At 43.7% G+C, this 24,462-nt stretch carries 19 protein-coding genes, 3 rRNA genes, 1 pseudogene and 3 riboswitches; of the genes and pseudogenes, 21 read left to right on the forward strand and 2 right to left on the reverse strand.

Going from position 1 to position 24,462, the window contains the following annotated elements; all coding sequences use genetic code 11:
* Positions 1-156 precede the first annotated feature (156 nt).
* The 21 genes and pseudogenes from MKZ09_RS03785 (at position 157) to MKZ09_RS03880 (ending at position 22,828) form a co-directional block, all read left to right on the forward strand.
* Positions 157-471 carry a hypothetical protein gene (locus tag MKZ09_RS03785; RefSeq protein WP_076207489.1) on the forward strand — a complete coding sequence of 105 codons (315 nt, stop codon included), beginning with the start codon at positions 157-159 and terminating at the stop codon, positions 469-471.
* Complete coding sequence (locus tag MKZ09_RS03790) at positions 468-1,541, forward strand: cell division protein FtsK (protein ID WP_256719283.1); 1,074 nt, start codon at positions 468-470, stop codon at positions 1,539-1,541. The genes MKZ09_RS03785 and MKZ09_RS03790 overlap by 4 nt, the downstream gene beginning before the upstream one ends.
* Entirely contained in the window at positions 1,542-2,138 is a 597-nt protein-coding gene (locus MKZ09_RS03795; protein WP_081394377.1) for a hypothetical protein, read from the forward strand.
* A 154-nt stretch (positions 2,139-2,292) separates the two neighbouring features.
* Positions 2,293-2,628: pseudogene (locus tag MKZ09_RS34350) on the forward strand (replication protein); the annotation flags it as partial.
* Positions 2,614-2,883, forward strand: a complete 270-nt coding sequence (locus MKZ09_RS34355; protein ID WP_445323461.1) for a hypothetical protein — start codon at positions 2,614-2,616, stop codon at positions 2,881-2,883. The pseudogene MKZ09_RS34350 and the gene MKZ09_RS34355, both read left to right, overlap by 15 nt.
* Complete coding sequence (locus tag MKZ09_RS03805; RefSeq protein WP_076207484.1) at positions 2,876-3,079, forward strand: DUF3173 family protein; 204 nt, start codon at positions 2,876-2,878, stop codon at positions 3,077-3,079. Before MKZ09_RS34355 ends, MKZ09_RS03805 begins: the two co-directional genes overlap by 8 nt.
* A gap of 26 nt (positions 3,080-3,105) precedes the next feature.
* Positions 3,106-4,314 carry a tyrosine-type recombinase/integrase gene (locus MKZ09_RS03810; protein WP_218643140.1) on the forward strand — a complete coding sequence of 403 codons (1,209 nt, stop codon included), beginning with the start codon at positions 3,106-3,108 and terminating at the stop codon, positions 4,312-4,314.
* A gap of 214 nt (positions 4,315-4,528) precedes the next feature.
* A complete protein-coding gene (locus MKZ09_RS03815; RefSeq protein ID WP_076207481.1) occupies positions 4,529-4,993 on the forward strand; it encodes a hypothetical protein in 465 nt (154 codons plus the stop codon).
* A 202-nt stretch (positions 4,994-5,195) separates the two neighbouring features.
* Positions 5,196-5,295, forward strand: a riboswitch (purine riboswitch).
* A 122-nt stretch (positions 5,296-5,417) separates the two neighbouring features.
* Positions 5,418-6,818 (forward strand): NCS2 family permease, encoded by a 1,401-nt coding sequence (locus MKZ09_RS03820; RefSeq protein WP_036679893.1) that lies wholly within the window; start codon positions 5,418-5,420, stop codon positions 6,816-6,818.
* A gap of 308 nt (positions 6,819-7,126) precedes the next feature.
* Positions 7,127-9,382 carry a glycosyltransferase 87 family protein gene (locus MKZ09_RS03825; protein ID WP_076207478.1) on the forward strand — a complete coding sequence of 752 codons (2,256 nt, stop codon included), beginning with the start codon at positions 7,127-7,129 and terminating at the stop codon, positions 9,380-9,382.
* Complete coding sequence (locus MKZ09_RS03830; protein WP_076207475.1) at positions 9,372-11,150, forward strand: phospholipid carrier-dependent glycosyltransferase; 1,779 nt, start codon at positions 9,372-9,374, stop codon at positions 11,148-11,150. The genes MKZ09_RS03825 and MKZ09_RS03830 overlap by 11 nt, the downstream gene beginning before the upstream one ends.
* A 95-nt stretch (positions 11,151-11,245) precedes the next feature.
* Positions 11,246-12,226 carry a glycosyltransferase family 2 protein gene (locus tag MKZ09_RS03835; protein ID WP_036679898.1) on the forward strand — a complete coding sequence of 327 codons (981 nt, stop codon included), beginning with the start codon at positions 11,246-11,248 and terminating at the stop codon, positions 12,224-12,226.
* Complete coding sequence (locus tag MKZ09_RS03840; RefSeq protein WP_076130538.1) at positions 12,213-12,620, forward strand: GtrA family protein; 408 nt, start codon at positions 12,213-12,215, stop codon at positions 12,618-12,620. Before MKZ09_RS03835 ends, MKZ09_RS03840 begins: the two co-directional genes overlap by 14 nt.
* Positions 12,621-12,722: 102 nt before the next feature.
* On the forward strand, positions 12,723-13,382 hold the full coding sequence (locus tag MKZ09_RS03845; protein ID WP_232061134.1) for a class D sortase: 660 nt from the start codon (positions 12,723-12,725) through the stop codon (positions 13,380-13,382).
* Positions 13,383-13,501: 119 nt separating this feature from the next.
* Positions 13,502-13,584: riboswitch (cyclic di-GMP riboswitch) on the forward strand.
* 74 nt (positions 13,585-13,658) lie between these two features.
* A riboswitch (cyclic di-GMP riboswitch) is annotated at positions 13,659-13,739 on the forward strand.
* Between the two features lie 13 nt (positions 13,740-13,752).
* Positions 13,753-14,562, forward strand: coding sequence for a transglutaminase-like domain-containing protein (locus MKZ09_RS03850; protein WP_038568647.1), 810 nt, complete (start codon positions 13,753-13,755; stop codon positions 14,560-14,562).
* Between the two features lie 367 nt (positions 14,563-14,929).
* Positions 14,930-16,487: ribosomal RNA gene (locus MKZ09_RS03855) — 16S ribosomal RNA — on the forward strand.
* A 233-nt stretch (positions 16,488-16,720) separates the two neighbouring features.
* Positions 16,721-19,646, forward strand: a 23S ribosomal RNA gene (locus MKZ09_RS03860).
* A 129-nt stretch (positions 19,647-19,775) separates the two neighbouring features.
* A 5S ribosomal RNA gene (gene rrf / locus MKZ09_RS03865) occupies positions 19,776-19,892 on the forward strand.
* Together the 16S, 23S and 5S rRNA genes form the textbook arrangement of a ribosomal RNA operon.
* A 238-nt stretch (positions 19,893-20,130) precedes the next feature.
* Complete coding sequence (locus tag MKZ09_RS03870; RefSeq protein ID WP_076208491.1) at positions 20,131-20,895, forward strand: acyl-[acyl-carrier-protein] thioesterase; 765 nt, start codon at positions 20,131-20,133, stop codon at positions 20,893-20,895.
* A gap of 183 nt (positions 20,896-21,078) precedes the next feature.
* Positions 21,079-21,666, forward strand: a complete 588-nt coding sequence (locus tag MKZ09_RS03875; protein WP_076208492.1) for an RNA polymerase sigma factor — start codon at positions 21,079-21,081, stop codon at positions 21,664-21,666.
* Positions 21,641-22,828, forward strand: coding sequence for a DUF4179 domain-containing protein (locus tag MKZ09_RS03880; protein ID WP_076208493.1), 1,188 nt, complete (start codon positions 21,641-21,643; stop codon positions 22,826-22,828). Before MKZ09_RS03875 ends, MKZ09_RS03880 begins: the two co-directional genes overlap by 26 nt.
* Before the next feature lie 107 nt (positions 22,829-22,935).
* Here MKZ09_RS03880 and MKZ09_RS03885 read toward each other — a convergent pair whose 3' ends face one another.
* Both MKZ09_RS03885 and tsaA read right to left on the reverse strand, forming a co-directional pair.
* Positions 22,936-23,853: an AraC family transcriptional regulator gene (locus tag MKZ09_RS03885; RefSeq protein WP_076208494.1), complete on the reverse strand. Its 918-nt coding sequence runs from the start codon at positions 23,851-23,853 to the stop codon at positions 22,936-22,938.
* 50 nt (positions 23,854-23,903) lie between these two features.
* The gene (gene tsaA, locus MKZ09_RS03890) at positions 23,904-24,350 is read right to left on the reverse strand and encodes a tRNA (N6-threonylcarbamoyladenosine(37)-N6)-methyltransferase TrmO (protein WP_076208495.1); all 447 of its coding nucleotides are present in this window, start codon (positions 24,348-24,350) and stop codon (positions 23,904-23,906) included.
* Between the last annotated feature and the right edge of the window lie 112 nt (positions 24,351-24,462).

Consider the following 24,462-nt stretch of genomic DNA (forward strand, 5'->3'; position numbering starts at 1 on the left):
GGGTGGTAGGATATATTATGAATTATACGTATTTTATTTCATATATTCAACCACTCTTAATTACAATAAAATATAAATGTCAAAGGAATCGCGAGTCCTGAGATAAATAAATCTATGCAATATGTACTAGTCGTATTTGCAAAAAAGGAGAAAATCATGAAAACAAAAAACTCGCAAAGCGCATACAACGAAGAAACAGCAAAAAAGTATATTTCTGACGACAAACCAATTATCAGTGTTTCTTCCGAAGTAGAAACACAATATAACTGGATGGATGGAAAACGCACTGACGAAGTCACAGGCTACAAACTTTTCTTTTCTCAAGAGGGTGTAAATCCTTTTGCTGTAAAATTTGAAAAGAAGCCGATACTTCCACCCTTCCTTTCTGAAGTTAAGCTCGATAAACTCGAAGCAATCGAGATCCGTTCAAATGTGTACTTCCGTTCAGAAGGGGTTCGGGTAATTAAATGATGAAGAAATCAGAACTTGAAGGCTACTTGCTCCAAGCTCTGAACATGGTTCTGCAGATTAACGGAGAGACTTCTTACACAAATTCGTTTGATGTTCGAGTGGCGGATGAAGGCTTTTTCTTCATCCCCCGTCTCCCTGCAAGCTACGTTGTAGATGATGACCTGTACCAAAAAATCTATCTTATCAGTAACGCAGCTCTATATCCTGATTTCACTCTGTTGAAGCAAGCGGGAGCCTACTTTGTTCCTTTGGCAACAGAAGATATCCATGTAAAGCGGGCGCTCTTCTTCCCATGGAAAAATGGCATTTCAAAACGGCTGATTATTCCAGATATAGACCAATTTGTTGCTGATTTACCGATGAACAGAATACCTGTCATGGAAAACTTTACGATAAACCTAGACAAAGTGACAAGCATTGCTATCGCAGGAAACTCTGGCTCTGGGAAGTCTTATACCCTTACATACTTCCTATGCGTATTGAAAAAAAGTTCAAGGCTTGTGATAGTTGACCCTAAATATGATATGCCAAGTAGATGGGGCAGAGAAAACAATGTCAAGGTTATTGCACCAAGCTATACCAGGAGTAAGAGCGATTTTGTTTCAAGTGTGAATGATGAACTTAGTAAGTGCTTGGAGCTGATTCACCAACGCCAGCAGGTGCTTTACGTTAACCCTCAAGCCGATTTTGAACATTATACAGTGGTAATTGATGAAGTGTTGGCATTAAGTGATGGTGTAGCAAAGCCAATTAAAGAAGCTTTCTTTAGCTTGCTATCTCAAATATCGCTACTTGGCAGAACTTCAAAGGTTCATTTGCTAGTGGTATCTCAGAGATTTGATAACAATGCGATTCCTATTTCTTGTAGAGAGCAGCTTAATGTGTTGATTCAGGTTGGAAACATTAATACCAAGACGACACAATTTCTATTTCCTGACCTGTCACTTGAGGGAATAGTCATACCGCAAGGAATTGGGACAGGACTGATACAGGTTATTGACTCTGAGCACCCGTTTCAAATTGTTCCATTATTAACACCAACATTTAACGACTTGAAAGGAATAATGTAGATGAAAAAAATAGAGAAATCATTCTTCATTCGGACGTTCCACATTAACGGACTTCTGATACTTATTTCATTGGTACTCCTCTTAGTTCGGGTTTCGTTCATATTGATAGAGAGTCTTTTGCAAAAAGAAACAATTCCATTCCTGACAGAATACACAGGAATAATGACTAAAGTATTGGGGTTAATCAGCAATACATTGGATGGGATGATTTTGATATCTGTCGCAACTTTGCTGATACTGGTAGTTCCTGAACTGGTATTAAGGATAGTTCATGACTCATTAGCGAATTGGATCTATTCAATATGGGTCAGCTTCCGTTTAAGGAAATTCCTAATGAGACAGGCAGACCATGAAGGTGAAGGAATTTTCAAACTTCAACAGCATAATAAAGCAATCCGCAAATCCATCATAGATATTAAGGAAAAGAAGATCACCTATTTTGTTAAATTGCCAAATGATGTTCAGGCACAAAAACTACTCCTTGAATCAAAAGAAATTCTTCGAGAAGAAATATCGAGTCTTTTTCCGAAGTTTACTTTTTCGAATTTTGATCGGTACAAACACTGGCTGAGAATTGAAGGAACAAAAATTAGATAAAGAATAGCGGAGCTTTTGCCTGCCTTGGGCAGAAGCAAAGGAGCTCCGCTATTCTTGATAGATGGCAGAAAAAGATATTCCACGGGGTTACTACCACCCCCGTGGAATCAATAATCAATAATCGGGGAAAACGTACTATGAAAAAGAACAAAGAAGCAATAAATGGGCGTTCATATTCTATCAAGAAAGTGCCCCGAAGAACTATTTGGAAATATTGGAAGAAATGCATATACCCTTTGTGTTGAGCCCTTGGCACGATAAGGACGTGAATAAAGAGACAGGGGAAATTAAAAAGGCACACAAGCACGGTGCACTATACTTTGATTCTTTGAAAAGCTATTCGCAGGTTTCAAGCCTGATTAGCGAAAAGCTTAACGCTCCAAAGCATGTTGAGGTTGTCATGTCTCCAAAGGGAATGTATGAGTATTTCACACACGCTGAAAATCCAGATAAGACAACCTACAAAATTGAAGATATTGAGTGGGGGTGTGGATTTGAACTTGGAAAATTTCTTGTTGAGCATAATACAGGTGAATTTTTGAACAGCATTATTGATGTGATAGCAGAACATGATTTTAAGGAATTTGAAGAACTTGTAATGTACGCAAGAAAAAATGATTATTTGTTGCTTGAGTTAATCGTAGATAAAACGTATTTCTTCTCAAGGTTTCTAGACTCAAGGCGTTACAGTTCAGAAAGACCCACTAGGAAAACTTATAAGGACATGGGGGATGGCAATGAGTAAAACAATGGTGAACTCAGAAGACTTAAAGCGTGCGGGCTTCTCACCATACACGGCTTCCAATATCATTAGACAAGCAAAACACTATATGGTACAACAAGGGTATGAGTTTTACGAGGGACGGCGTGTTTCTGTTGTCCCCATACAGGCAGTAAAATCCGTTATCGGTGATGTTGAGTTGTCCGAAACGGAGGATTAAATTTGTCAAAAACTAGCTACTAAGATATCTATCAGGATGAAAATGGGCAATACTATTATGAGGTAAGCTCAGGTACGGACAAAATCACAGGAAAACGTATCAAGCGTAAAGGTCGCAAGTCGCAATCTGGAAAGAAATTTGATTCAGCAAAAGAAGCCTATGCGGAAGCTATCCGTGTAAAAAATGACTTCTTGCAAACTCAGGGATATTCTGATTATGGTATGACCTTTGAACAATTCATGAATAATGTCTACATTCCACATTATAAGACTGAGGTGACAGAAGATACATTTGAGTCACGGAATCCATCTTTGAAAATTCTGCTCGAACGATTCGGAAAGAAGTCATTACGGAAGATTACTTTGCACGATATTCAATTTTTCAGAACGTGGCTTCTAGATAAAGATGCGGCAGGATATTCACAGTCATACGCTTCATTGGTCTTTGGAATGTTGAAGAAAATTCTTGAATTTGCGGTTACGCTCAATTACCTTGATAAGAATGTTGCTCAACAAGTGAAACCAATTTCTAAAGCGAAAACGGATGTTGCTTACTGGACGAGAGAAGAATTTGAGAAAGTAATCTCAAAGATTTACACCGAAGAATTTTATGAGCATTTGTGTTTTGTGATGTTGTGGGTCTACTATATGACAGGTGTTCGTGTAAACGAAGGAACAGCTCTCTGGTGGAATGATGTTGATTTTGAGAAAAAACAGCTTCGTGTCCATCATATGCTAGTTTCTAAGAGTCGCAAGAACTACAATCGGAAGAACCACACAAAAACAGTTGATGGAAAACGGGTACTTGCATTAGATGATGATACCCTCGAAGTGTTGCATGTATGGAAAGAACGACAAACACAACACGGAAATATGGATTTCATCTTCTCCTATGATGGCTTACCCATGATTAAATCAACGATTGCCCGAATTATTGCTCGTTATGCGAAGCTTGCAGGTGCTCCAGTAATACAGGCAAAAGGACTACGTCATTCTCATGTAAGTTTTCTCATCAATGAATTAAATGCTTCGGTCTTGGTTGTCTCAAAACGTCTAGGGCATAGTTCGCCAGAAATTACGCTGAAACACTATGCGCATTTGTGGCGTGGTATTGATGATGCTGTCGCCGAATCAATGGCAGGCATTATCAAAATTGAAACTGCTACGAGTAAGCAATTTTCATTTGTCGGCAATCAAACGGTGAAACGAATGGCGCCAAAACTGTCTCCAAGGTAGTGGAGACACCGTAGAAATGTGATAACAACAAGCATTATAAGCCCTACCCGCACCATTGAGTGGGAATAGCATATAGCAATAACAAACCTGCAGCTCCTTATTTATTAAGGTACTGCAGGTTTTTTTATTAACCGTGAAGCTTGTGACGGACCCTATATAGCAACTATAGAGAATGTGATAAACTGGGAAAAATAAACTTACAGGAGCCATTAGAATGGGATTCTCACTTATTGGAACACTAATAGCTATGGTTATTCTTGCCCCAAGTTTACTGATGATTAAGTTTCCGCCCGATCATGTTCCCAGCGGTTTAAAAGATGCCGGCATCGTCTACACCCTTTTGGAGAGAGTAGGGCAGTTGGGGTGTATAGCCATTATTGCGATTTCAAAGGATAACTTCGAAAATGTAGAATTCGGGATCTGGGCTGCACTTATCTTTGTGTTTATCACGATTTATTACGGTTTATGGATTCGTTATATGGTTAAGGGACAGCCATTCAGATTATTATGGGCTCCATTATTGTTTCTTCCGATTCCCATGGCAGTTCTCCCTGTTTGTGCATTTGGATTTGCGGCTATATGGGGCAGATCTTTCTGGTTAGGTATTGCAGTGATTTGTTTAGCTATAGGGCATTTTGCTAATTCTTGGCATAGCTATCAGTATTCCAAAGGCCAATAAGCTAGGGCATGTTGAAACTGTTTTATAGGGAAAAATACCCATTTGATAAGGCTTTTGATAGTTAATAAGCTGCATGATTTAATGGATTTTGGGGTTGAAGTTAAAGATAAAAATGTATGAATTACGAACAATAGAAAAAATAAAGTCCAAAATGTTCGCTTTTTTCATTGACAACTTATGTGATGTCCCCCTAAAATGATAAAGCACAACAACATAATTCTTTCGTATATTTCCGGGAATAGGCCTGGAAGTTTCTACGAGGTCACCGTAATGACCTGGCTACGATTAAGAAGAGCTGAGCAACCCGTATTGTCCTGAATCTAGGGCTATAGTCATGGGTGCTACTCTTTTTTTCGAGCCGGTGTCGATCAGATACCGGCTTTTTGTTGCTGTCAGCCACAACATACCTTAGGGGGAGAACAATTTGAATCGGTTTTTCAAGTTGAAAGAGAACGGCACTACAGTACGTACAGAGATAATGGCCGGCTTGACTACGTTCATGGCTATGGCTTACATCCTGTCGGTTAATCCGAGCACATTAACAGCCTTTGGCCGCATCGATATGGGCTGGTACTCTGTATTTCTAGCGACTGCGCTGGCAGCAGGTATTTTCACCATTGCAATGGGCGTGTTTATAAACTTTCCAGTAGCATTGGCACCAGGTATGGGACTTAATGCATACTTTGCTTCCGTAATTTTGTCTTCTGCAACCTCAGAACATCCATTCACTTGGCAAATGGGTCTGACTGCAGTATTTATTTCCGGTTTGATCTTCATCCTGCTCACGGTTACCCGAGTGCGGCAGATCTTACTGACAGCCATTCCTGACAGCTTGAAGCATGCCATTACCGTAGGGATCGGGATGTTCATTACAATTCTTGGGCTTAAGAACAGTGGTTTGATGACGATTGGTGTCGAAGCTGGTAAAGATATTTCGGCCAATACATTCACAGATGTCCTATCCTTTGAAACAATCATTCATATGGGTAGTCTAGAGAACACTGATGTACAATTGGTAATTATCGGATTGCTTCTTATTTCCATCCTGATGGTACTGCAAGTTAAAGGTGCGATTTTATTCGGTATCTTGGGTACAACCCTCGCGGGTATACTGATGGGTGTAGTTGATTTTGGCTCATTGTCCAGTCCGACAACCCCTTGGGTGCCTGACCTGACGCAATTGAACTTTTTCGAATTTGACTGGGATGGTATCCTGCACACCGGTATTGTTTCAGCAATCGCAACATTCACTTTTGTAGAATTGTTCGATACATTTGGTACACTTGTAGGTACTGCTCAACGCGCTGGTATTATGGACAACCCTGAAGAAGGTAACAAACGTGTAGGTAATGCAATGTTTGTCGATGCCATTGCTGTAGCTGGTGGTGCGGCATTGGGTACTTCCACTACTACTGCTTTTGTAGAAAGTGCAGCAGGTGTTGCTGAAGGTGGACGTACGGGTCTTACAGCTGTAACAACGGGTGTATGCTTCTTGCTTGCATTGTTCCTTGCACCAATAGTTGCTCTGATCCCTGGATCTGCTACAGCCGCAGCATTGATTGTCGTAGGCGTGCTCATGGCACAATCGATTCGCGAAATTGATTTTCAAGATATGGTTGTTGCGATTCCAGCGTTCCTTACTCTAGTAATCATGCCTTTCACTTATAATATTGCTAATGGTATTTCCTTTGGTATCGTAACTTATGTAATCCTTGCTTGTGTAGCTAACCTTGCTGGCAAGAAAAAATACGATATTCACTGGATGATGTGGGTACTTGCTATTCTGATTATTCTCCGTTATGTATTTCTTGGTAGTGCGGGCTAACTCATATATAGCATACAGATGTGCATTCAAAGGCTCCTTCATAACTGAGGGGGCCCTTTTTTTATATTTTTGTTGGCACTTAACCATTCAGGCTAGTCTATGTTTCTAGCTTTTCATCATCTATGTTTTAGATTATATTGTTGAAGAGGTGATGTTCAGGACGAGGCAGCCTTGGTGTTAGAGTCCAATTTGTTCCCCACCTTGATCCTGATCTCTGTTTTTTTTGCTCCGGCATTTGCTTTAGCTACTGCGATTCTTCTATTCTATATAAGAGTCTATATAAGAGCCTTGAAGCTTAGGGCGATCCTATGGAATGGAGTATTGTGGATGAAAGGGTTTGCGATCCAGATAAGGTAAACATGCCCTATATTTATATGCTCTTTTATGAGAAAATCAATCCAAATGATTTCTTAGCAACGGTGAAATACACTAATTCGGGAGCTGTTTTTCAGAAGGTATATGCTTTTGGCTGGACTAAGATGAATATAGGACGAGGTGAGGTTGGGACGATGATCAAGAGTACACGTGCGGCCGTAATGACTGTATTGATGCTGTTATTGTTTGTGCTTCCTGTAACAAGCATTTATGCAGAGGGAAATCTATTACAGAACCCTGGCTTTGAGGAGGGGGGAGATGATGCGCCTTCTAACTGGACTAAGGATATGTGGATTTCAGGAGATAATTCAGGCCTACTTTCAATCCAATCGGAGGAAGTCCATTCCGGCAGCAAGGCGGCAGTCATTGAGAATATCGAACCCAATCATTCGAAATGGGTGCAGACGATTGAGGCTACGCCGAATAGTTATTATAGAATCTCTGGATGGATCAAGGTAGTAAGTACAGCAGGCGAGGGAATGGGCGCCAACATTCTTGCCGTTGGAGTAGGCGGGGGGTATCCCAGCGTAACTGATACGGCAGGTGAATGGCAGTATCTTGAATATATCGGCCAGACAGGACCGGAGCAGAAGTCATTTGGCATAGGCGCAAGTCTGGGCGGCTACTCTAGCTTGATTCAAGGTAAGGCTTATTTTGATGATTTTGCTGTAGAAAAATTAGACGCGGCTCCCGAAGGGGCTAACGTCATTTCGCTGGATAGTGCAGCGGTTAGTCCAGATGCCGGCGACAAAAAGGCAGACACTCCACATAAAGTATCTCCAACTAAGATGTTGCTGATCTCAGCGCTGTTTAGCGTGTTTTTTGCAGTGCTTTATACTAAGGCATTCCGTAGTGAGAAGCTTATGAAGCAGCCTGAGAATATTTATTCCAAATGGCTGAGCATTGCCATCGGAATTGCTTTTATCCTGAGGGTGTGGATTGGTCTTACCGCGCAAGGATATCAGAATGATATGAATACCTTTATTTCTTGGGGACAGCGTATGGTGGATTTAGGTCCGGGCAAATTTTATGAAGAAGGTTATTTTGCCGATTATCCTCCTGGCTATTTGTACATATTGTACGTGCTTAGCGCCGTTCGTGGCGTTTTAGGATTCACTCAGGGCTCAGGTGGAGAGAATTTGCTCTTCAAGCTCCCTGCGATCCTTTCTGATTTGGTGCTCGGCTACTTCATATATCAAATGTCACGCAAAAAACTCGGCACCGGAATAGCTTTCGGCTTAATGTTGTTGTTTCTGTTTAATCCAGCGGTACTTATTAATTCAGCGGCTTGGGGACAAGCGGATTCATTCTTTTTGATCTTCCTGCTGCTCAGTATCCATGGCGCTGCGAACAAAAAGTTTGTTCACTCCGCAATTTTGTTTGCCTTAGCGACGCTAATTAAACCGCAAGCGTTGATATTCACGCCGGTATTGTTGTTTGCTTTTTATCATCACCGCGCTTGGAAGCAGCTTGGATTCGGAGCTTTGTATGGATTAGGGATCTTCGGATTGCTTGCGGCACCATTTTTCTGGAATAACGGAGGTCTGGTAGGGATTATTGATCTTTACAAGAGTACGTTATCTTCCTATCCGTATTCTTCAGTGAATGCATTTAATCTGTATGCACTGACTGATCCGATGTGGTCATCCCTTGATCTAACCTGGCTTGGCATTCCATACCGTGTATGGGGCTTCATATTTATTTTAGTGGCTGTAGCTGTTGCGGCATTTTATTCCTTTAAAAAGGATCGCTTGGACCTGACCAAATCCTATTTTATCGGGATGGTGCTTATAGTAGTGGTCTTTGTGCTTGGCACCAAAATGCATGAACGTTATATGTTCCCTGCTCTTATTCTTTGTTTGTTTACTTATATAGAAAGTCAGGACCGCCGCTTTTTATCGCTGTTTCTCGGATTCAGCTTAACGCAATACATCAATGTGGCGTACACCTTGTCCCACCTGAATGCAGATGTTAGCCCGGGTGCAGACGGAATCGTATTAGTGACTGCTATAGCTAATCTAGCATTACTGCTTTATATGCTGAATATCGGATACGATGTGTATGTCCGCAAGGGAATAAAACCTCTTCCAGCACCAATTACACCGGAAGAACAATATGAAGAAGATTTGAGAGTTGTCGGGCAAATTAAACCGCATCAGAAGGGAGGGCGATTTAACGATGAAGTTTAAGCGTATAGATTGGATATGCATAATAGCTATTACGGCCGTTTACGCAGCGCTTGCTTTATATAATCTTGGCTCTACTAAATCTCCAGAGACCTTATGGGAGCCTGCTGCCAGTGGTGAAAGCTTCTATGTAGATTTGGGGCAGAGTAAACCATTGGAACGGGTCAATATCTTTGGGGGCGTGGGCACGGGGAAGTTCAAGCTGGAATTCAGCGACAATCCTGAGGTCTGGAGCAGTCCGATGGATGTCAGTGAGGATGTCGGGAATGTCTTCATCTGGAAAAGCCAACCCCTGAACGTTACTGCGAGATATGTGAAGTTTACAGTTACATCTCCAGGGTTCACTTTGAACGAAATGGCCTTTTATGAGCAGGGGGGAGAAAGAAAACCTCTTCCTATTGCCGGTGTGACACCGGATGCTAACGCAGTTCCTAAAAGAGGAGCAGCGGCTAATCTTTTTGACGAGCAGTCGCTCATTCCGGAATATTCTAACTTTATGAATAGCACTTATTTTGACGAGATCTATCATGCGCGAACAGCTTATGAATATACACACGGGATAGTGCCTTACGAGAATACGCATCCACCGCTTGGCAAGCTTTTGATTGCCATAGGTATGGAGCTGTTCGGAGTCAATCCATTCGGCTGGCGTATTATCGGAACCTTGTTCGGAGTTGCCATGTTACCTCTCATATATGTAATGGCGCTTCGTTTGTTTAAGAAAAGCAAATACGCCGCCCTCGCGGCAGGATTGTTTGCACTGGATTTCATGCATTTCACACAGACAAGAATCTCCACGATTGACGTATACGGAGTATTCTTCATTATGTTGATGTTCTATTTTATGCAGCGGTATTACACAATGAATTTCTACAAGCAGCCTTTAAGAAAAACATTAATTCCGTTATTCTGGTCTGGCTTATTCTTCGGAATCGGCGTAGCTTCGAAATGGATTGTGCTCTATGGAGGAGCAGGGCTGGCCATTATGCTGGCTATCTCCCTTTTTGAACGCTACAGAGAATACCAAGCCTCCGGACGCCTGCTGGCCGAGGGGAAGATTAAAGACAAGGAATTGCTGGGCACCTGTCGTGAAGCAGTAGATTCTTTTTGGAAAAAGACTATTATTACGTTGGCTAGTTGTATCGGGTTCTTTGTAATTATTCCAGTAATTATTTATAGCTTATCTTTTGTACCGGGGTTATCTGCATCAGCAGAGGGCTTCACTATAAAAGGTTTGATTGATTCCCAAAAGAACATGTACAACTACCACAGCCAACTTGTAGCTACACATCCTTTTGCTTCCTCATGGTGGCAATGGCCGTTTATGAAGAGACCGGTCTGGTTCTTTAGCGGCGGTGAAGGTTTGCCGGAAGGTCAGGTCAGCAGTATAGTGACTATGGGGAATCCTCTTATCTGGTGGACGGGTATTTTTGCGATGCTGGCAACGCTGTGGATTACGCTGAAACGTAAAGATAAGAACCTCTACATGATCTGGATCGCCTTCTTCTCGCAATATGTTCCGTGGATGCTTGTCCCAAGAGAAACGTTTATTTACCATTATTTTGCTATGGTACCATTTATGATTCTTGGTATTGTATATATAATGAAGTTGTTGGATAGTAAATTCCCTGAGGCCCGTTACGTACAGTATGTCTATGTAGCCGTTGCTTTGCTGCTCTTTATCGCTTTCTACCCGGTACTGTCAGGGATGCAGGTCAGTGGAGATTACGTGAAAGATATGCTGCGTTGGTTCCCTACTTGGGTTTTCTAGGATTTATAAAATCTATAAAATAAGTTTATGTATGCAGCGTTATTATGAAGTATAGATGGATGTAACGCTCCAAAAAGCTTGTAGGAGGAATAAAGGTGAAAGCCAGATATAGTGTGATTGTACCCATGTTCAATGAGGAGCAAGTAATTAGCCATACTTATGAACGTTTGAAAAAAGTAATGGACGAGTGCGGCGATACTTATGAGCTGGTCTTCGTCAATGACGGCAGTCGTGATCGTTCCGCCCAGATGATTCGGGAGATTTGTGAACGAGACGAGCATGTCAAGCTGATTGACTTCTCGCGTAATTTCGGACATCAGGTAGCGATTACAGCTGGCATGGACTATGCCGAAGGTCAAGCGGTTGTTGTTATTGACGCTGATCTTCAGGATCCTCCGGAGGTCATTTTGCAAATGATCGAGAAGTGGAAAGAGGGCTACGACGTTGTATATGCGAAACGCCTGAAGCGCCACGGAGAAACGATGTTCAAAAAGGTCACCGCGAAGCTTTTTTACCGCCTGCTCAGCAGTATGACAAGTGTGGATATTCCTACGGATACAGGCGATTTCCGTCTTATTGACCGTAAGGTATGTGATGTCCTGCGGGGACTTAAAGAAAAGAACCGTTATGTCCGAGGTTTGGTGAGCTGGGTTGGCTTCAAGCAGACTATGGTGGAATATGAACGGGAAGAACGTTTTGCCGGAGAAACCAAATATCCGCTGAAGAAAATGATTCGTTTTGCGTTAGATGGCATCACCTCTTTTTCACATAAGCCGCTTAAGATTGCTACGTATATTGGATTCTTCCTTTCATTCTCTAGCTTTCTCTATTTATTTTTCGTCTTGTTTCAAAGGATATTTTTCACCTCCTGGACGGTTCCGGGCTGGGCTTCCATTGTAGGCGTCAATCTGCTCTTTAACGGTATCGTTCTGATGCTGTTGGGTGTGATTGGGGAGTATATCGGACGGATTTATGACGAGTCTAAAGATAGACCGCTATATATTGTTAGTGAGACTAAAGGCTACCAGAACGAAGAACAACTGGACCGCCGGAAGGATCACAATGATGTCAGATAAGAACTTGCGCGCTGCATTCATACAGTTCCTCAAATTTAATGCCGTAGGTTTACTCAATACGCTGATTGATTTTGTGATTTTTACATTGTTGAATTCACTAGGGATGGTATACGCATTGGCGCAGGTGATCTCCTATAGTGCAGGTACGGCGAATAGCTTTATTTTGAATAAAAAAGTTACCTTTCGTGATCGCAACCGGGGGAATAAAGAAGGCTTCGACCGCGTGCAGCTGGTCAAGTTTATCGTGCTGAATCTGGTAGTTCTCGGAATATCACTGCTGTTAATGCATCTGTTGACAGACAAACTAGGTATTCAAGTCTTGATCTCTAAGGTGCTGGTTACCTTTATCACGGTGATCATCAATTTCTTTGGAAGTCGTAAATGGGTATTTTAAACATTAATTTCAGGCAGAAGGAGTTGCTATGCTTAAAGGCAAGTAACTGTTTCTGCTTGATTTGTATATATCCATAAAAACAATATACGGAGGTGAATAACATTGCGTAAATTCTCCTATCTACTCATACTGGCTGGGATACTTATCATGTTATATCCGACAGCTAACGAATGGTACAACGACAGGCAGCAGGAGAAGTTATTAGAAACGGCTGAACTAAGCACTGCCGATAGTGCACCCCAACCAGATTTGAAGAGCAGGTATGCTGAAGTTACTCAGCTGTTAGCAGAGGAATCGGTTCTGGATGCCCAGGCACAGCCCCAACCCCAAGAGACAGAAAAGCCTGAACCGGAGATTGAAGTCGGTGGCAAGGTAATCGCACTAATTGAAATCGATAAGATTGAATTGAAGCTGCCTGTATTAGAAGGGGCTACAAAAGCTAATATGAAACATGCTGCAGCCCATATGAAAGAAACGGCACCCCTTGGAGAGATCGGAAATGCTGCAATCGCGGCGCATCGGGCTAGAACTACGGGTCGTTTGTTTAACAGATTGAATGAGGTTGTTGTGGGGGATGTCATCACGGTAAAGACTAGTGATCTGGTGTTTAACTATGAGGTGTATGATATTTCTGTTGTAGATCCGAGTGATGTCTCTGTTCTTGACGGGAATGACAAGGATAAGATTCTTACTTTAATTACATGTGATCCGCTAGTGAATCCAACGCATCGGCTGATTGTTCATGCCAAATTAACAAAATGAGAATAGTGAATGACAAGAAAACACAAATACCGGGAGATATCTATAAAATAATGGGTAATCTAGTAAATTAGGTCTTGTTCACATCTATAAATATGATAGTATTATACTATAAAAGCTAAACACGATAACGGCAAACCTTCCGAAAGGTAGGGACGCAAAGCTAAAGGGCCTTTTCCCGAAAGGATGGCAGCCAGCTACCGAATGAAGAGGCTTTTTTTGTTTGTTTCAAATGGATTCTATCAATTATATCTAGTAAAGCTAGAACAGATAGAGCTTATACGATAACGGCAAACCTATCGAAAGGTAGGGACGCAAAGCTAAAGGGCCTTCCCGAAAGGATGGCAGCCAGCTACCGAAAGGAGTTTTATCCGTGAAAAAGGTTTATTTTATGCTGGTGGCGTTGTTCGTCTTAATGACTTCAGTTCCGGTAAGTACAGCTCAAGCTGCAAGTGCAGATGCCAGCTGGTTGATTACATCCAAAGTGGCTCAAGGTGTTATTGGTATTAACTATGATATTCCGAAAGATAAAAGAATCAAACTCATGATCACCAAAGATAACAGCAGCTATACTTATAACTTGTATGCTTCTGGACAAGCTGAGGACTTCCCTTTGCAACAAGGAAATGGGACTTATAAGGTTTCTGTTCTGGAGAACACAACCGGCAATAAATACAAAGCGTTATATTCCGAAGTAGTAGACGTAACCATGAGTGACTCGAATTCCGTATATTTGGGCTCCGTACAGAATGTGAAATGGAGTTCTTCTGATAAAGCGATTGTCAAAGCTAAACAATTAGTACAAGGCAAAACAACAGACGAAGAGAAAGTTAAAGCGATCTATAACTATGTAGTTGCGAATGTACAATATGATTACTCTCTTGCTAATAGTGTAACTACTGATTATATTCCAAGCATCGATAAGACATTGACTACTAAAAAAGGGATTTGCTATGATTACGCTTCTCTTTTTGCCGCAATGCTGCGGAGTGTAGATGTTCCTGCTAAGTTGGTAATGGGGAATACAAGCTACGTTACGCAATATCATGCATGGAATGAAGTGTTGCTTAATGGGAAGTGGGTTACCATTGATACTACAGTGGATGCAGGACTTGCAAAGAGCGATAAGAAAACTGATTTAATTAAAGCCTCGAGCAAATATACTGCGGCAAAATACTATTAAATTAATCGCTAGAATCATAACGATATTAAATAAACAACTAGCTTAATCATTAAGCTAGTTGTTTATTTTTATATTAGGGGTTGCTTTTCTATTAATAGTTGGGGTATTATAGGTAAGCGTTGTTAGACAGCGTACAGGCGATACAGACGAGGCTGATAAAAAGCTTCGAAAAATAAAGCTTGCATTTCTGAAAACAACATGATATATTATAAGAGTTGCTGCTGAGACATTAAACGGCGCCAACGAGAACTTGATCTTTGAAAACTGAACAACGAGTGAGTAGGAAATCACGCAAGTGAAATCCAAAATTAGAGAATTAATTTTCTCGTCAGATGTTTCAAAATGAGCATATCGCTCTTTTCAATACTAATTGGAGAGTTTGATCCTGGCTCAGGACGAACGCTGGCGGCGTGCCTAATACATGCAAGTCGAGCGGAGTTACTTTGAAAGCTTGCTTTCAAAGTAACTTAGCGGCGGACGGGTGAGTAACACGTAGGCAACCTGCCCTTCAGACTGGGATAACTACCGGAAACGGTAGCTAATACCGGATAATTTCTTTTTTCTCCTGAGAGAAGAATGAAAGACGGAGCAATCTGTCACTGAGGGATGGGCCTGCGGCGCATTAGCTAGTTGGTGGGGTAACGGCCCACCAAGGCGACGATGCGTAGCCGACCTGAGAGGGTGAACGGCCACACTGGGACTGAGACACGGCCCAGACTCCTACGGGAGGCAGCAGTAGGGAATCTTCCGCAATGGGCGAAAGCCTGACGGAGCAACGCCGCGTGAGTGATGAAGGTTTTCGGATCGTAAAGCTCTGTTGCCAGGGAAGAACGTCCGGTAGAGTAACTGCTACCGGAGTGACGGTACCTGAGAAGAAAGCCCCGGCTAACTACGTGCCAGCAGCCGCGGTAATACGTAGGGGGCAAGCGTTGTCCGGAATTATTGGGCGTAAAGCGCGCGCAGGCGGCTATTTAAGTCTGGTGTTTAAACCTTGGGCTCAACCTGAGGTCGCACTGGAAACTGGGTGGCTTGAGTACAGAAGAGGAAAGTGGAATTCCACGTGTAGCGGTGAAATGCGTAGATATGTGGAGGAACACCAGTGGCGAAGGCGACTTTCTGGGCTGTAACTGACGCTGAGGCGCGAAAGCGTGGGGAGCAAACAGGATTAGATACCCTGGTAGTCCACGCCGTAAACGATGAGTGCTAGGTGTTAGGGGTTTCGATACCCTTGGTGCCGAAGTTAACACAGTAAGCACTCCGCCTGGGGAGTACGGTCGCAAGACTGAAACTCAAAGGAATTGACGGGGACCCGCACAAGCAGTGGAGTATGTGGTTTAATTCGAAGCAACGCGAAGAACCTTACCAGGTCTTGACATCCCTCTGAATCTGCTAGAGATAGCAGCGGCCTTCGGGACAGAGGAGACAGGTGGTGCATGGTTGTCGTCAGCTCGTGTCGTGAGATGTTGGGTTAAGTCCCGCAACGAGCGCAACCCTTAACTTTAGTTGCCAGCAGGTAAGGCTGGGCACTCTAGAGTGACTGCCGGTGACAAACCGGAGGAAGGTGGGGATGACGTCAAATCATCATGCCCCTTATGACCTGGGCTACACACGTACTACAATGGCCGGTACAACGGGAAGCGAAGCCGCGAGGTGGAGCCAATCCCATCAAAGCCGGTCTCAGTTCGGATTGCAGGCTGCAACTCGCCTGCATGAAGTCGGAATTGCTAGTAATCGCGGATCAGCATGCCGCGGTGAATACGTTCCCGGGTCTTGTACACACCGCCCGTCACACCACGAGAGTTTACAACACCCGAAGTCGGTGGGGTAACCCGCAAGGGAGCCAGCCGCCGAAGGTGGGGTAGATGATTGGGGTGAAGTCGTAACAAGGTAGCCGTATCGGAAGGTGCGGCTGGATCACCTCCTTTCTATGGAGAATCGTTCTCTGCAATGAGAACATTCAAATCGGAAGTTTAACTTCCACAAACTCAGGTTTAGGCCTGTTACTCACTCGTTGCTCAGTTTTGAGAGTTTAAGCTCTCAAGTAAGACTTGATCCTTGAAAACTGGATACCGAAACGAATTTGCGTTTTAGAACATCTTTTAGCAACTTGTGCAAACAAGTAAATGTTATTAGTGAGATTTTTCTTCGGAAGAATCAAGGTTAAGCTAATAAGAGCACACGGAGGATGCCTAGGCGCCAGGAGCCGACGAAGGACGTGGCGAACAACGAAACTGCCTCGGGGAGCTGTAAGCAAGCTTTGATCCGGGGGTGTCCGAATGGGGAAACCCAGCTGTGGTAATTCGCAGTTACTCATTTCTGAATACATAGGAAATGTAGAGGCAGACCAGGGGAACTGAAACATCTAAGTACCCTGAGGAAGAGAAAACAATAGTGATTCCGTCAGTAGCGGCGAGCGAACGCGGAACAGCCTAAACCTAAGAGCTTGCTCTTAGGGGTTGTGGGACGTCTCACATGGAGTTACAAAGGAATATGGTAGGTGAAGAGGTCTGGAAAGGCCCGCGATAGAGGTAAAAGCCCTGTAACCTAAACTGTATTCTCTCCGAGACGGATCCCGAGTAGTGCGGGGCACGTGAAACCCCGTATGAATCCAGCAGGACCATCTGCTAAGGCTAAATACTACCTGGCGACCGATAGTGAAACAGTACCGTGAGGGAAAGGTGAAAAGCACCCCGGAAGGGGAGTGAAATAGAACCTGAAACCGTGTGCTTACAAAAAGTCAGAGCCCGATCTATGGGTGATGGCGTGCCTTTTGTAGAATGAACCGGCGAGTTACGTTTAACATGCAAGGTTAAGCCGAGAAGGTGGAGCCGCAGCGAAAGCGAGTCTGAATAGGGCGACTTAGTATGTGGACGTAGACCCGAAACCGTGTGATCTACCCCTGTCCAGGGTGAAGGTGCGGTAACACGCACTGGAGGCCCGAACCCACGTACGTTGAAAAGTGCGGGGATGAGGTGGGGGTAGCGGAGAAATTCCAATCGAACTCGGAGATAGCTGGTTCTCCCCGAAATAGCTTTAGGGCTAGCCTCGGTATAAGAGTAGTGGAGGTAGAGCACTGATTGGGTGCGGGGTCCGCAAGGATTACCAAGCTCAGTCAAACTCCGAATGCCATATACTTATTGCCGGGAGTCAGACAGTGAGTGCTAAGATCCATTGTCAAAAGGGAAACAGCCCAGACCATCAGCTAAGGTCCCCAAGTGTGTGTTAAGTGGGAAAGGATGTGGAGTTGCACAGACAACCAGGATGTTGGCTTAGAAGCAGCCACCATTGAAAGAGTGCGTAATAGCTCACTGGTCGAGTGACTCTGCGCCGAAAATGTAACGGGGCTAAACACACCACCGAAGCTATGGCTAGATGCTTTGCATCTGGGGTAGGGGAGCGTTGTGTAGGGGTTGAAGGTGTACTGAAAAGAGCGCTGGACACTACACAAGTGAGAATGCCGGTATGAGTAACGAAAAGATCAGTGAGAATCTGATCCGCCGAAAGCCCAAGGTTTCCTGAGGAAGGCTCGTCCGCTCAGGGTAAGTCGGGACCTAAGGCGAGGCCGAAAGGCGTAGTCGAAGGACAACAGTTTGAAATTACTGTACCACCGTAATCCGCTATGAGCGATGGGGTGACGCAGGAGGGTAGTGACGCGGACTGATGGATGTCCGTCTAAGCAGTGAGGCTGGTGTGTAGGCAAATCCGCACATCGTTAAGGCTGGGCTGTGATGGGGAGCGAAAATTATAGTAGCGAAGGTCATGATCTCACACTGCCAAGAAAAGCCTCTAGCCAGGAGAAGGTGCCCGTACCGCAAACCGACACAGGTAGGCGAGAAGAGAATTCTAAGGCGCGCGGAAGAACTCTCGTTAAGGAACTCGGCAAAATGACCCCGTAACTTCGGGAGAAGGGGTGCCCCGGTAGTGTGAATAGCACGAGGGGGCCGCAGTGAAAAGGCCCAAGCGACTGTTTAGCAAAAACACAGGTCTGTGCGAAGCCGCAAGGCGAAGTATACGGGCTGACGCCTGCCCGGTGCTGGAAGGTTAAGGGGAGTGGTTAGGGGTAACCCGAAGCTATGAACCGAAGCCCCAGTAAACGGCGGCCGTAACTATAACGGTCCTAAGGTAGCGAAATTCCTTGTCAGGTAAATTCTGACCCGCACGAATGGCGTAACGACTTGGGCGCTGTCTCAACGAGAGATCCGGTGAAATTTTAATACCTGTGAAGATGCAGGTTACCCGCGACAAGACGGAAAGACCCCATGGAGCTTTACTGCAGCTTGATATTGAATTTGGGTACGATCTGTACAGGATAGGTGGGAGCCGTAGAAATCGGAGCGCAAGCTTCGGTGGAGGCGCCGTTGGGATACCACCCTGATCGTATCTAGGTTCTAACCTAGTACCCTTATCGGGTACGGGGACCGTGTCAGGCGGGCAGTTTGACTGGGGCGGTCGCCTCCTAAAGAGTAACGGAGGCGTTCCAAGGTTCCCTCAGAATGGTTGGAAATCATTCGCAGAGTGCAAAGGCATAAGGGAGCTTGACTGCGAGACCTACAAGTCGAGCAGGGACGAAAGTCGGACTTAGTGATCCGGTGGTACCGCATGGAAGGGCCATCGCTCAACGGATAAAAGCTACCCTGGGGATAACAGGCTTATCTCCCCCAAGAGTCCACATCGACGGGGAGGTTTGGCACCTCGATGTCGGCTCATCGCATCCTGGGGCTGAAGTAGGTCCCAAGGGTTGGGCTGTTCGCCCATTAAAGCGGTACGCGAGCTGGGTTCAGAACGTCGTGAGACAGTTCGGTCCCTATCTGTCGTGGGCGCAGGAAATTTGAGAGGAGCTGTCCTTAGTACGAGAGGACCGGGATGGACGTACCGCTGGTGCACCAGTTGTTCCGCCAGGAGCATGGCTGGGTAGCTACGTACGGACGGGATAAGCGCTGAAAGCATCTAAGCGTGAAGCCCCCCTCAAGATGAGATTTCCCAATTAGTAAGACCCCTTGAAGACGACGAGGTAGATAGGTTGGAGGTGGAAGTGCAGTAATGCATGGAGCTGACCAATACTAATCGGTCGAGGGCTTATCCTATACGTAGAATGCAGATTTGTTTCGGATTCAGTTTTCAGGCGATTAAGCCTGTAACACGCTTAGAAATTCATTGTCACTTCTGGTGATGAACCGAATTTCACGCGGCAGCGTCTGTTTCACAGACGCATGTTTGGTGGCGATAGCGGAGGGGTTCCACGCGTACCCATCCCGAACACGACCGTTAAGCCCTCCAGCGCCGATGGTACTTGGACCGAAGGGTCCTGGGAGAGTAGGACGTTGCCAAGCACACGAAGCCATTGTTGATTTATCAACAATGGCTTTTTTGTTCCCTTTATCGCTTAATTTAAATAATGTGGATAAGTTATGGGCAATTAACGAAAATATAAAAGTTACTAACATGTGGATGAAATAATAAAATATATTCAAAAATGAAAGTAGTCCCCAATTTATGTGGATAGAGCAGTGGTATATGTGGATACTTCAAGTAAATGCAAGGATATTTTGCATGGCAGGAGGATAAACAATGGACAACAGTAGTGATCTTGTGTGGATAGAAGATTTTTCTGTACATGCGAGCGACACGGATTATCGTTCGCAGGGTAAGTTATCCTTTATTCTGGATATCATGCAATGTGCGGCAGACTTCGCAGTGGGTAATTTGGGGATAAGTGTGGAAGAAATTCTGAATGCAGGAATGGGCTGGATGATGATTACGTTAGATCTTGATTTTAAGCGTATTCCCCGCCCGAATGATCTGCTTAGCGTACATACCTGGAGTAAAGGTACTAAAGGGGCTTTATGGCAACGGGATTATCGTATTTTCGATGCAGATCATATAGAAATCGCCACAGCACGATCCATATGGGCTTTAGTAGATATTGAGAAGAGAAAGATACTTAGGCCGAATGCCCTTCCTGTTCAGGTTAAGCACTATAATGGCGATTCAGTAGGCGATATGCCTGTTAAGGTAACGATCCCTTCTGATATTACTATGGAAGAAGCTTATCAGTATCAGGTAAGATATAGTGGGCTGGATAGCAACGGACATTTGAATAATGCCCGATACGGGGATTTATGTTGTGATGCGCTTACTTTAGCGGAATGGGATAATGCAGAGTTCACACGCTTCCGGATTACTTATCTACAAGAAGCTAAGTTTGGGGATGAACTGACTATTTTACGTTCAGCTGTAACGGATGATGGTATATATGTACGCGGTCAGAATAGTGATACTGTGTATTTTGAAGCATGTATAGCGTTAAAAGGGTCCATTAGCACGAATAAGTAAGTAATTTATAAATATGGAATATTATCATAAAAGCGATTTCTCCGAACATCAATCGGGGCAGTCGCTTTTTTTATTGAAAAACGGATGGTGTTTCTAACATATTTGGAAAATTTTTTGAGCCTGTCACAATTAAAGAGGTCACATTCGTTATATAGTTGTAGTCAATAACAAGGAGGTGATTCTTTGGAACGTCGCAGCCCCGGGGTCCAAGTGAATCAAACAATAATTGAAGAGGCTATCGATCAGGTTCTTGCGGGTAACCGCGAAGCCTATAGAACTATAATACAAGCCTATGAAAGAAAAATTTATATGTATTGCTATTATATTTTGAGAAGTCATGAAGAAGCAGAGGATGCTGTGCAAGATATATTTGTAAAAGTGTATCAGGAACTCAGACGTTATGAGAAACGAGTCTCTTTTAGTGCATGGCTGTATAAAGTGGCCTATCATCATTGTCTGGATCAGGTTCGCAAACGTAAGCGAAGAAACCGTCTGTTGTCGCTATATAAAGAGCAGCAGCCTAAAGCCTATTATAATCCTAACGATGAGGAGCCATTGCAGAAGTTATTTATGGATGACCTGACAGCCGAAGAGAGCAATCTCCTGATTCTTAAGGTGGTTGAGCAATACAGCTTTGAAGAAATGGGTCAGATTATGGATTGTAATTCAGCTACTTTACGTAAAAAATTTGAACGTCTACGCAAAAAGTTAGTCCGGCAAAGAATGAATGAAGGAGGCAGCCCTCATGGAGAAATGGCAAGATCCAACTGAAAGTCAGAAGATGGAGCACATTCGTCAAACATTCCTAAATCATGAAATGCCGGTAGACAGTTTCAGCGATTCAATTATGAAGCGAATAGGAGACGAGGGAATGGAAAAACGAGCGTCAAGAAAGAATGGAAATAAGTTCCTGAAAAAATCATTGGTGGCTGCCTCGGCAGCAGCAGTGTTGGGTGCGGGCATAATCGGTAGCGGATTTGTATCCCCGGTCATGGCTGAAACGTTGAAGCAGATTCCTGTTGTAGGTAGTATTTTTAAGGGAATTGACGATAAAGGTCTAAATGCTGCTGAGGAAAAAGGATTATCTACTGCCCCTAACCAAAGCGTTACCCATGATGGAGTGACCTTAAAGGTTACCGATGCCTATTATGACGGCTCGCGGTTGGCTTTTGCGATTGAACGGGAAGGCATTGATAATGATAAGATGATGGCTGAGATGATTATTGAACCGATTGAGTTCGATCCATCGCTAACAGAACAACATGGGAAAGTGACAATGAACCAGTCCGAAAAAGGGTTGTTGGGTTCAGCAGAAGTGAAATTGCCGAATGGGAAAAAACTGGAGAGCCAAATGTCGTCTTTTGGTGATGTTGAGGGCAAAAAGAATGCTATTTTATACGATTACAGAAATCTAAATAATATAGAGGTTTTGGGGGATGAATTTGAATTAAGCATCAGTGTGCCGGTGGCACAAATTGCAGAGCCTTTTGTAATCAAGGTGCCGGTGAGAAAAGTAACGGAAGGAATTATCAAGCTTGATCTGAACCAAACAAAAGAGGCAGAAGAATTCAGTTATACGATTACCAAGCTGGAATTAACTCCAGCCACAAGCAGATTACAGCTCAGCGAAGAAGGTAAAGCGCCAACTGTGAAAGAAAAGGATGGATACACAACCTCTGAAATGTTCTATGAAATTGTTGATGAACTAGGTAATGCGTTCTCATCGGGCGGGTCATTTAACTTGCCAGCTATAGTCTATCCTTTGGTAGACAAAGATTTCATTCCGTTCGCGCAAACACCAAAGACAATTACAGTTAAGCCGTTTACTTACTCCATTGATGAAAACCATAAAGCATTAAGGGATGAAGAAGGAAAACAAGTTAAACATTATTATCCGGAGCTTGAACAAACGATTCAGGTGGAGCAAAAGTAACTATTAATCCCATAAGCAAAAAGAAGCCCGTGTCTGCATAGCAGATACGGGCTTTTTGTTAAAAAATGAGAATTTATAAGCTACAAAAGTATAATATCTTTATATTTCTAAGAGTAACGGTTGTCATCTATAAAAGACGACAACATAGTCTCTTCTTGTAAAAATTCTAACGGAATGTAGATTTCACTCACCGAGTTTTCGTTATCTGGTCCAAGGTACAATTCACCATAATATTCCAATTCAAATGGAATGGACATCCTGTATTCTGTTTTCGGCAGCCAGATTCCGTAGATATATTTATAGGTAGAAGGGATATCACAAGAGCGGCCTTTATGGATGAATTTCAGATAACGTATGGGTGGTAAGATCTGAAGGGGGAAAGTCTGATTGTGCTCTGCTTTTATAGGACTAAGTTCGCAGGCACACATGATCGAAAACCCATTACTCTCATAGTCATCTGGCCAGAAGCCAAGCTGATAATATTTTTCAGGCTGTATTCTATCCGATATAGTGGCTACCTTATTGAAAAGCAAAGGCCAAGTATCAGAAATGACGGAGAAATCATGGTCTACTCTAATTACGGGTCCTTGAAGTATAATTTCTCCGAAATCAACGAGCTGGGGGGAGAGATCACTATCAGAAAGGACTTGAAGTAGATCCTGTTCATAGAGTCTAGGGAGCAAAGGGAGTTTCGTTTCAGTAAGCCTTTTTCGAACCAGAGAGGGAGTCGTGTGCAGCATTCTTTTGAAGGCACGGGTAAAGGTCTCATAGTTACTAAAGTTATAGTCTAATGAGATATCCTGGAGGGAGCGCTCTGGCATTCGATGAATGTCCAAGGCTGCTTCAGTGATTTTGCGTCTGGCTATATAGTCGCCGGGTGCTATCCCAGTGACTGCTTGAAATAGACGGGTGAAATGATAAAGGGAGTATCCCATTTCTTTGGAGAGGACAGCTACAGGAAGAAACGTGGTTAAGCGATCCTCAATGAGATCTAAGGCTTGAATGATTAGTTGGCGATTGTTCAAGAGATGTCCTCCCATAACAGTTAATAGAAATGGTGTCTAGCACGATTACTTCAATTATTTGCTGTCCAGTCGCCCCAAGCAGCAGCCCAATCGGGAACGGTCACTTCCATTACGCGATCTGCACTAGGAAAATAGGCTTTGATGTCGAGAATCGGTGTACCCGGATAGGCATCAAGCCCAGCCACCTCTACTATTCCAGTGTCTACATCGACGGACAGGATTGCTGCTACACTAAGCCCAATTGGATTAGGGCGAATAGGGGAACGGGAAGCAAATACTCCAGTTAAGGTCGCATCATAAGGAGGCTGAATCTGTGTAGTCTGCCGGAAATGATCATCTGCAAACTCATGCAGCCACCAAAGCACTTGGCAATGACTAAACTGAGATAAACCTTTAAGCGCCGGTCTGAATTCCGGGTTGATTTCAAGCCGCAAATTATGTGCTGTACCTCTAACCGATCCTATAGATAATATATTATAGCTTTCTTGTTCATTCATTGACTATGACTCCTTTCGGGTATCAGATACGATCTAGTGTATAACAGAGGCATACGGTAAAGCCTGACGATATTTGCTAACATTCATTTAATGCTATAATGAAATTTGATGT

Source organism: Paenibacillus sp. FSL R5-0908 (genome assembly GCF_038006245.1).
GTDB lineage: Bacteria > Bacillota > Bacilli > Paenibacillales > Paenibacillaceae > Paenibacillus_AQ > Paenibacillus_AQ odorifer.

Bases quoted from the DNA above. Each gene is read 5' to 3' on its own strand.
- MKZ09_RS03785 (WP_076207489.1), top strand. From the start codon at position 157: ATGAAAACAAAAAACTCGCAAAGCGCATACAACGAAGAAACAGCAAAA.
- MKZ09_RS03790 (WP_256719283.1), top strand. From the start codon at position 468: ATGATGAAGAAATCAGAACTTGAAGGCTACTTGCTCCAAGCTCTGAAC.
- MKZ09_RS03795 (WP_081394377.1), top strand. From the start codon at position 1,542: ATGAAAAAAATAGAGAAATCATTCTTCATTCGGACGTTCCACATTAAC.
- MKZ09_RS03805 (WP_076207484.1), top strand. From the start codon at position 2,876: ATGAGTAAAACAATGGTGAACTCAGAAGACTTAAAGCGTGCGGGCTTC.
- MKZ09_RS03815 (WP_076207481.1), top strand. From the start codon at position 4,529: ATGGGATTCTCACTTATTGGAACACTAATAGCTATGGTTATTCTTGCC.
- MKZ09_RS03825 (WP_076207478.1), top strand. From the start codon at position 7,127: ATGGAATGGAGTATTGTGGATGAAAGGGTTTGCGATCCAGATAAGGTA.
- MKZ09_RS03830 (WP_076207475.1), top strand. From the start codon at position 9,372: ATGAAGTTTAAGCGTATAGATTGGATATGCATAATAGCTATTACGGCC.
- MKZ09_RS03840 (WP_076130538.1), top strand. From the start codon at position 12,213: ATGATGTCAGATAAGAACTTGCGCGCTGCATTCATACAGTTCCTCAAA.
- MKZ09_RS03870 (WP_076208491.1), top strand. From the start codon at position 20,131: ATGGACAACAGTAGTGATCTTGTGTGGATAGAAGATTTTTCTGTACAT.
- MKZ09_RS03880 (WP_076208493.1), top strand. From the start codon at position 21,641: ATGGAGAAATGGCAAGATCCAACTGAAAGTCAGAAGATGGAGCACATT.
- tsaA (WP_076208495.1), bottom strand. From the start codon at position 24,350: ATGAATGAACAAGAAAGCTATAATATATTATCTATAGGATCGGTTAGA.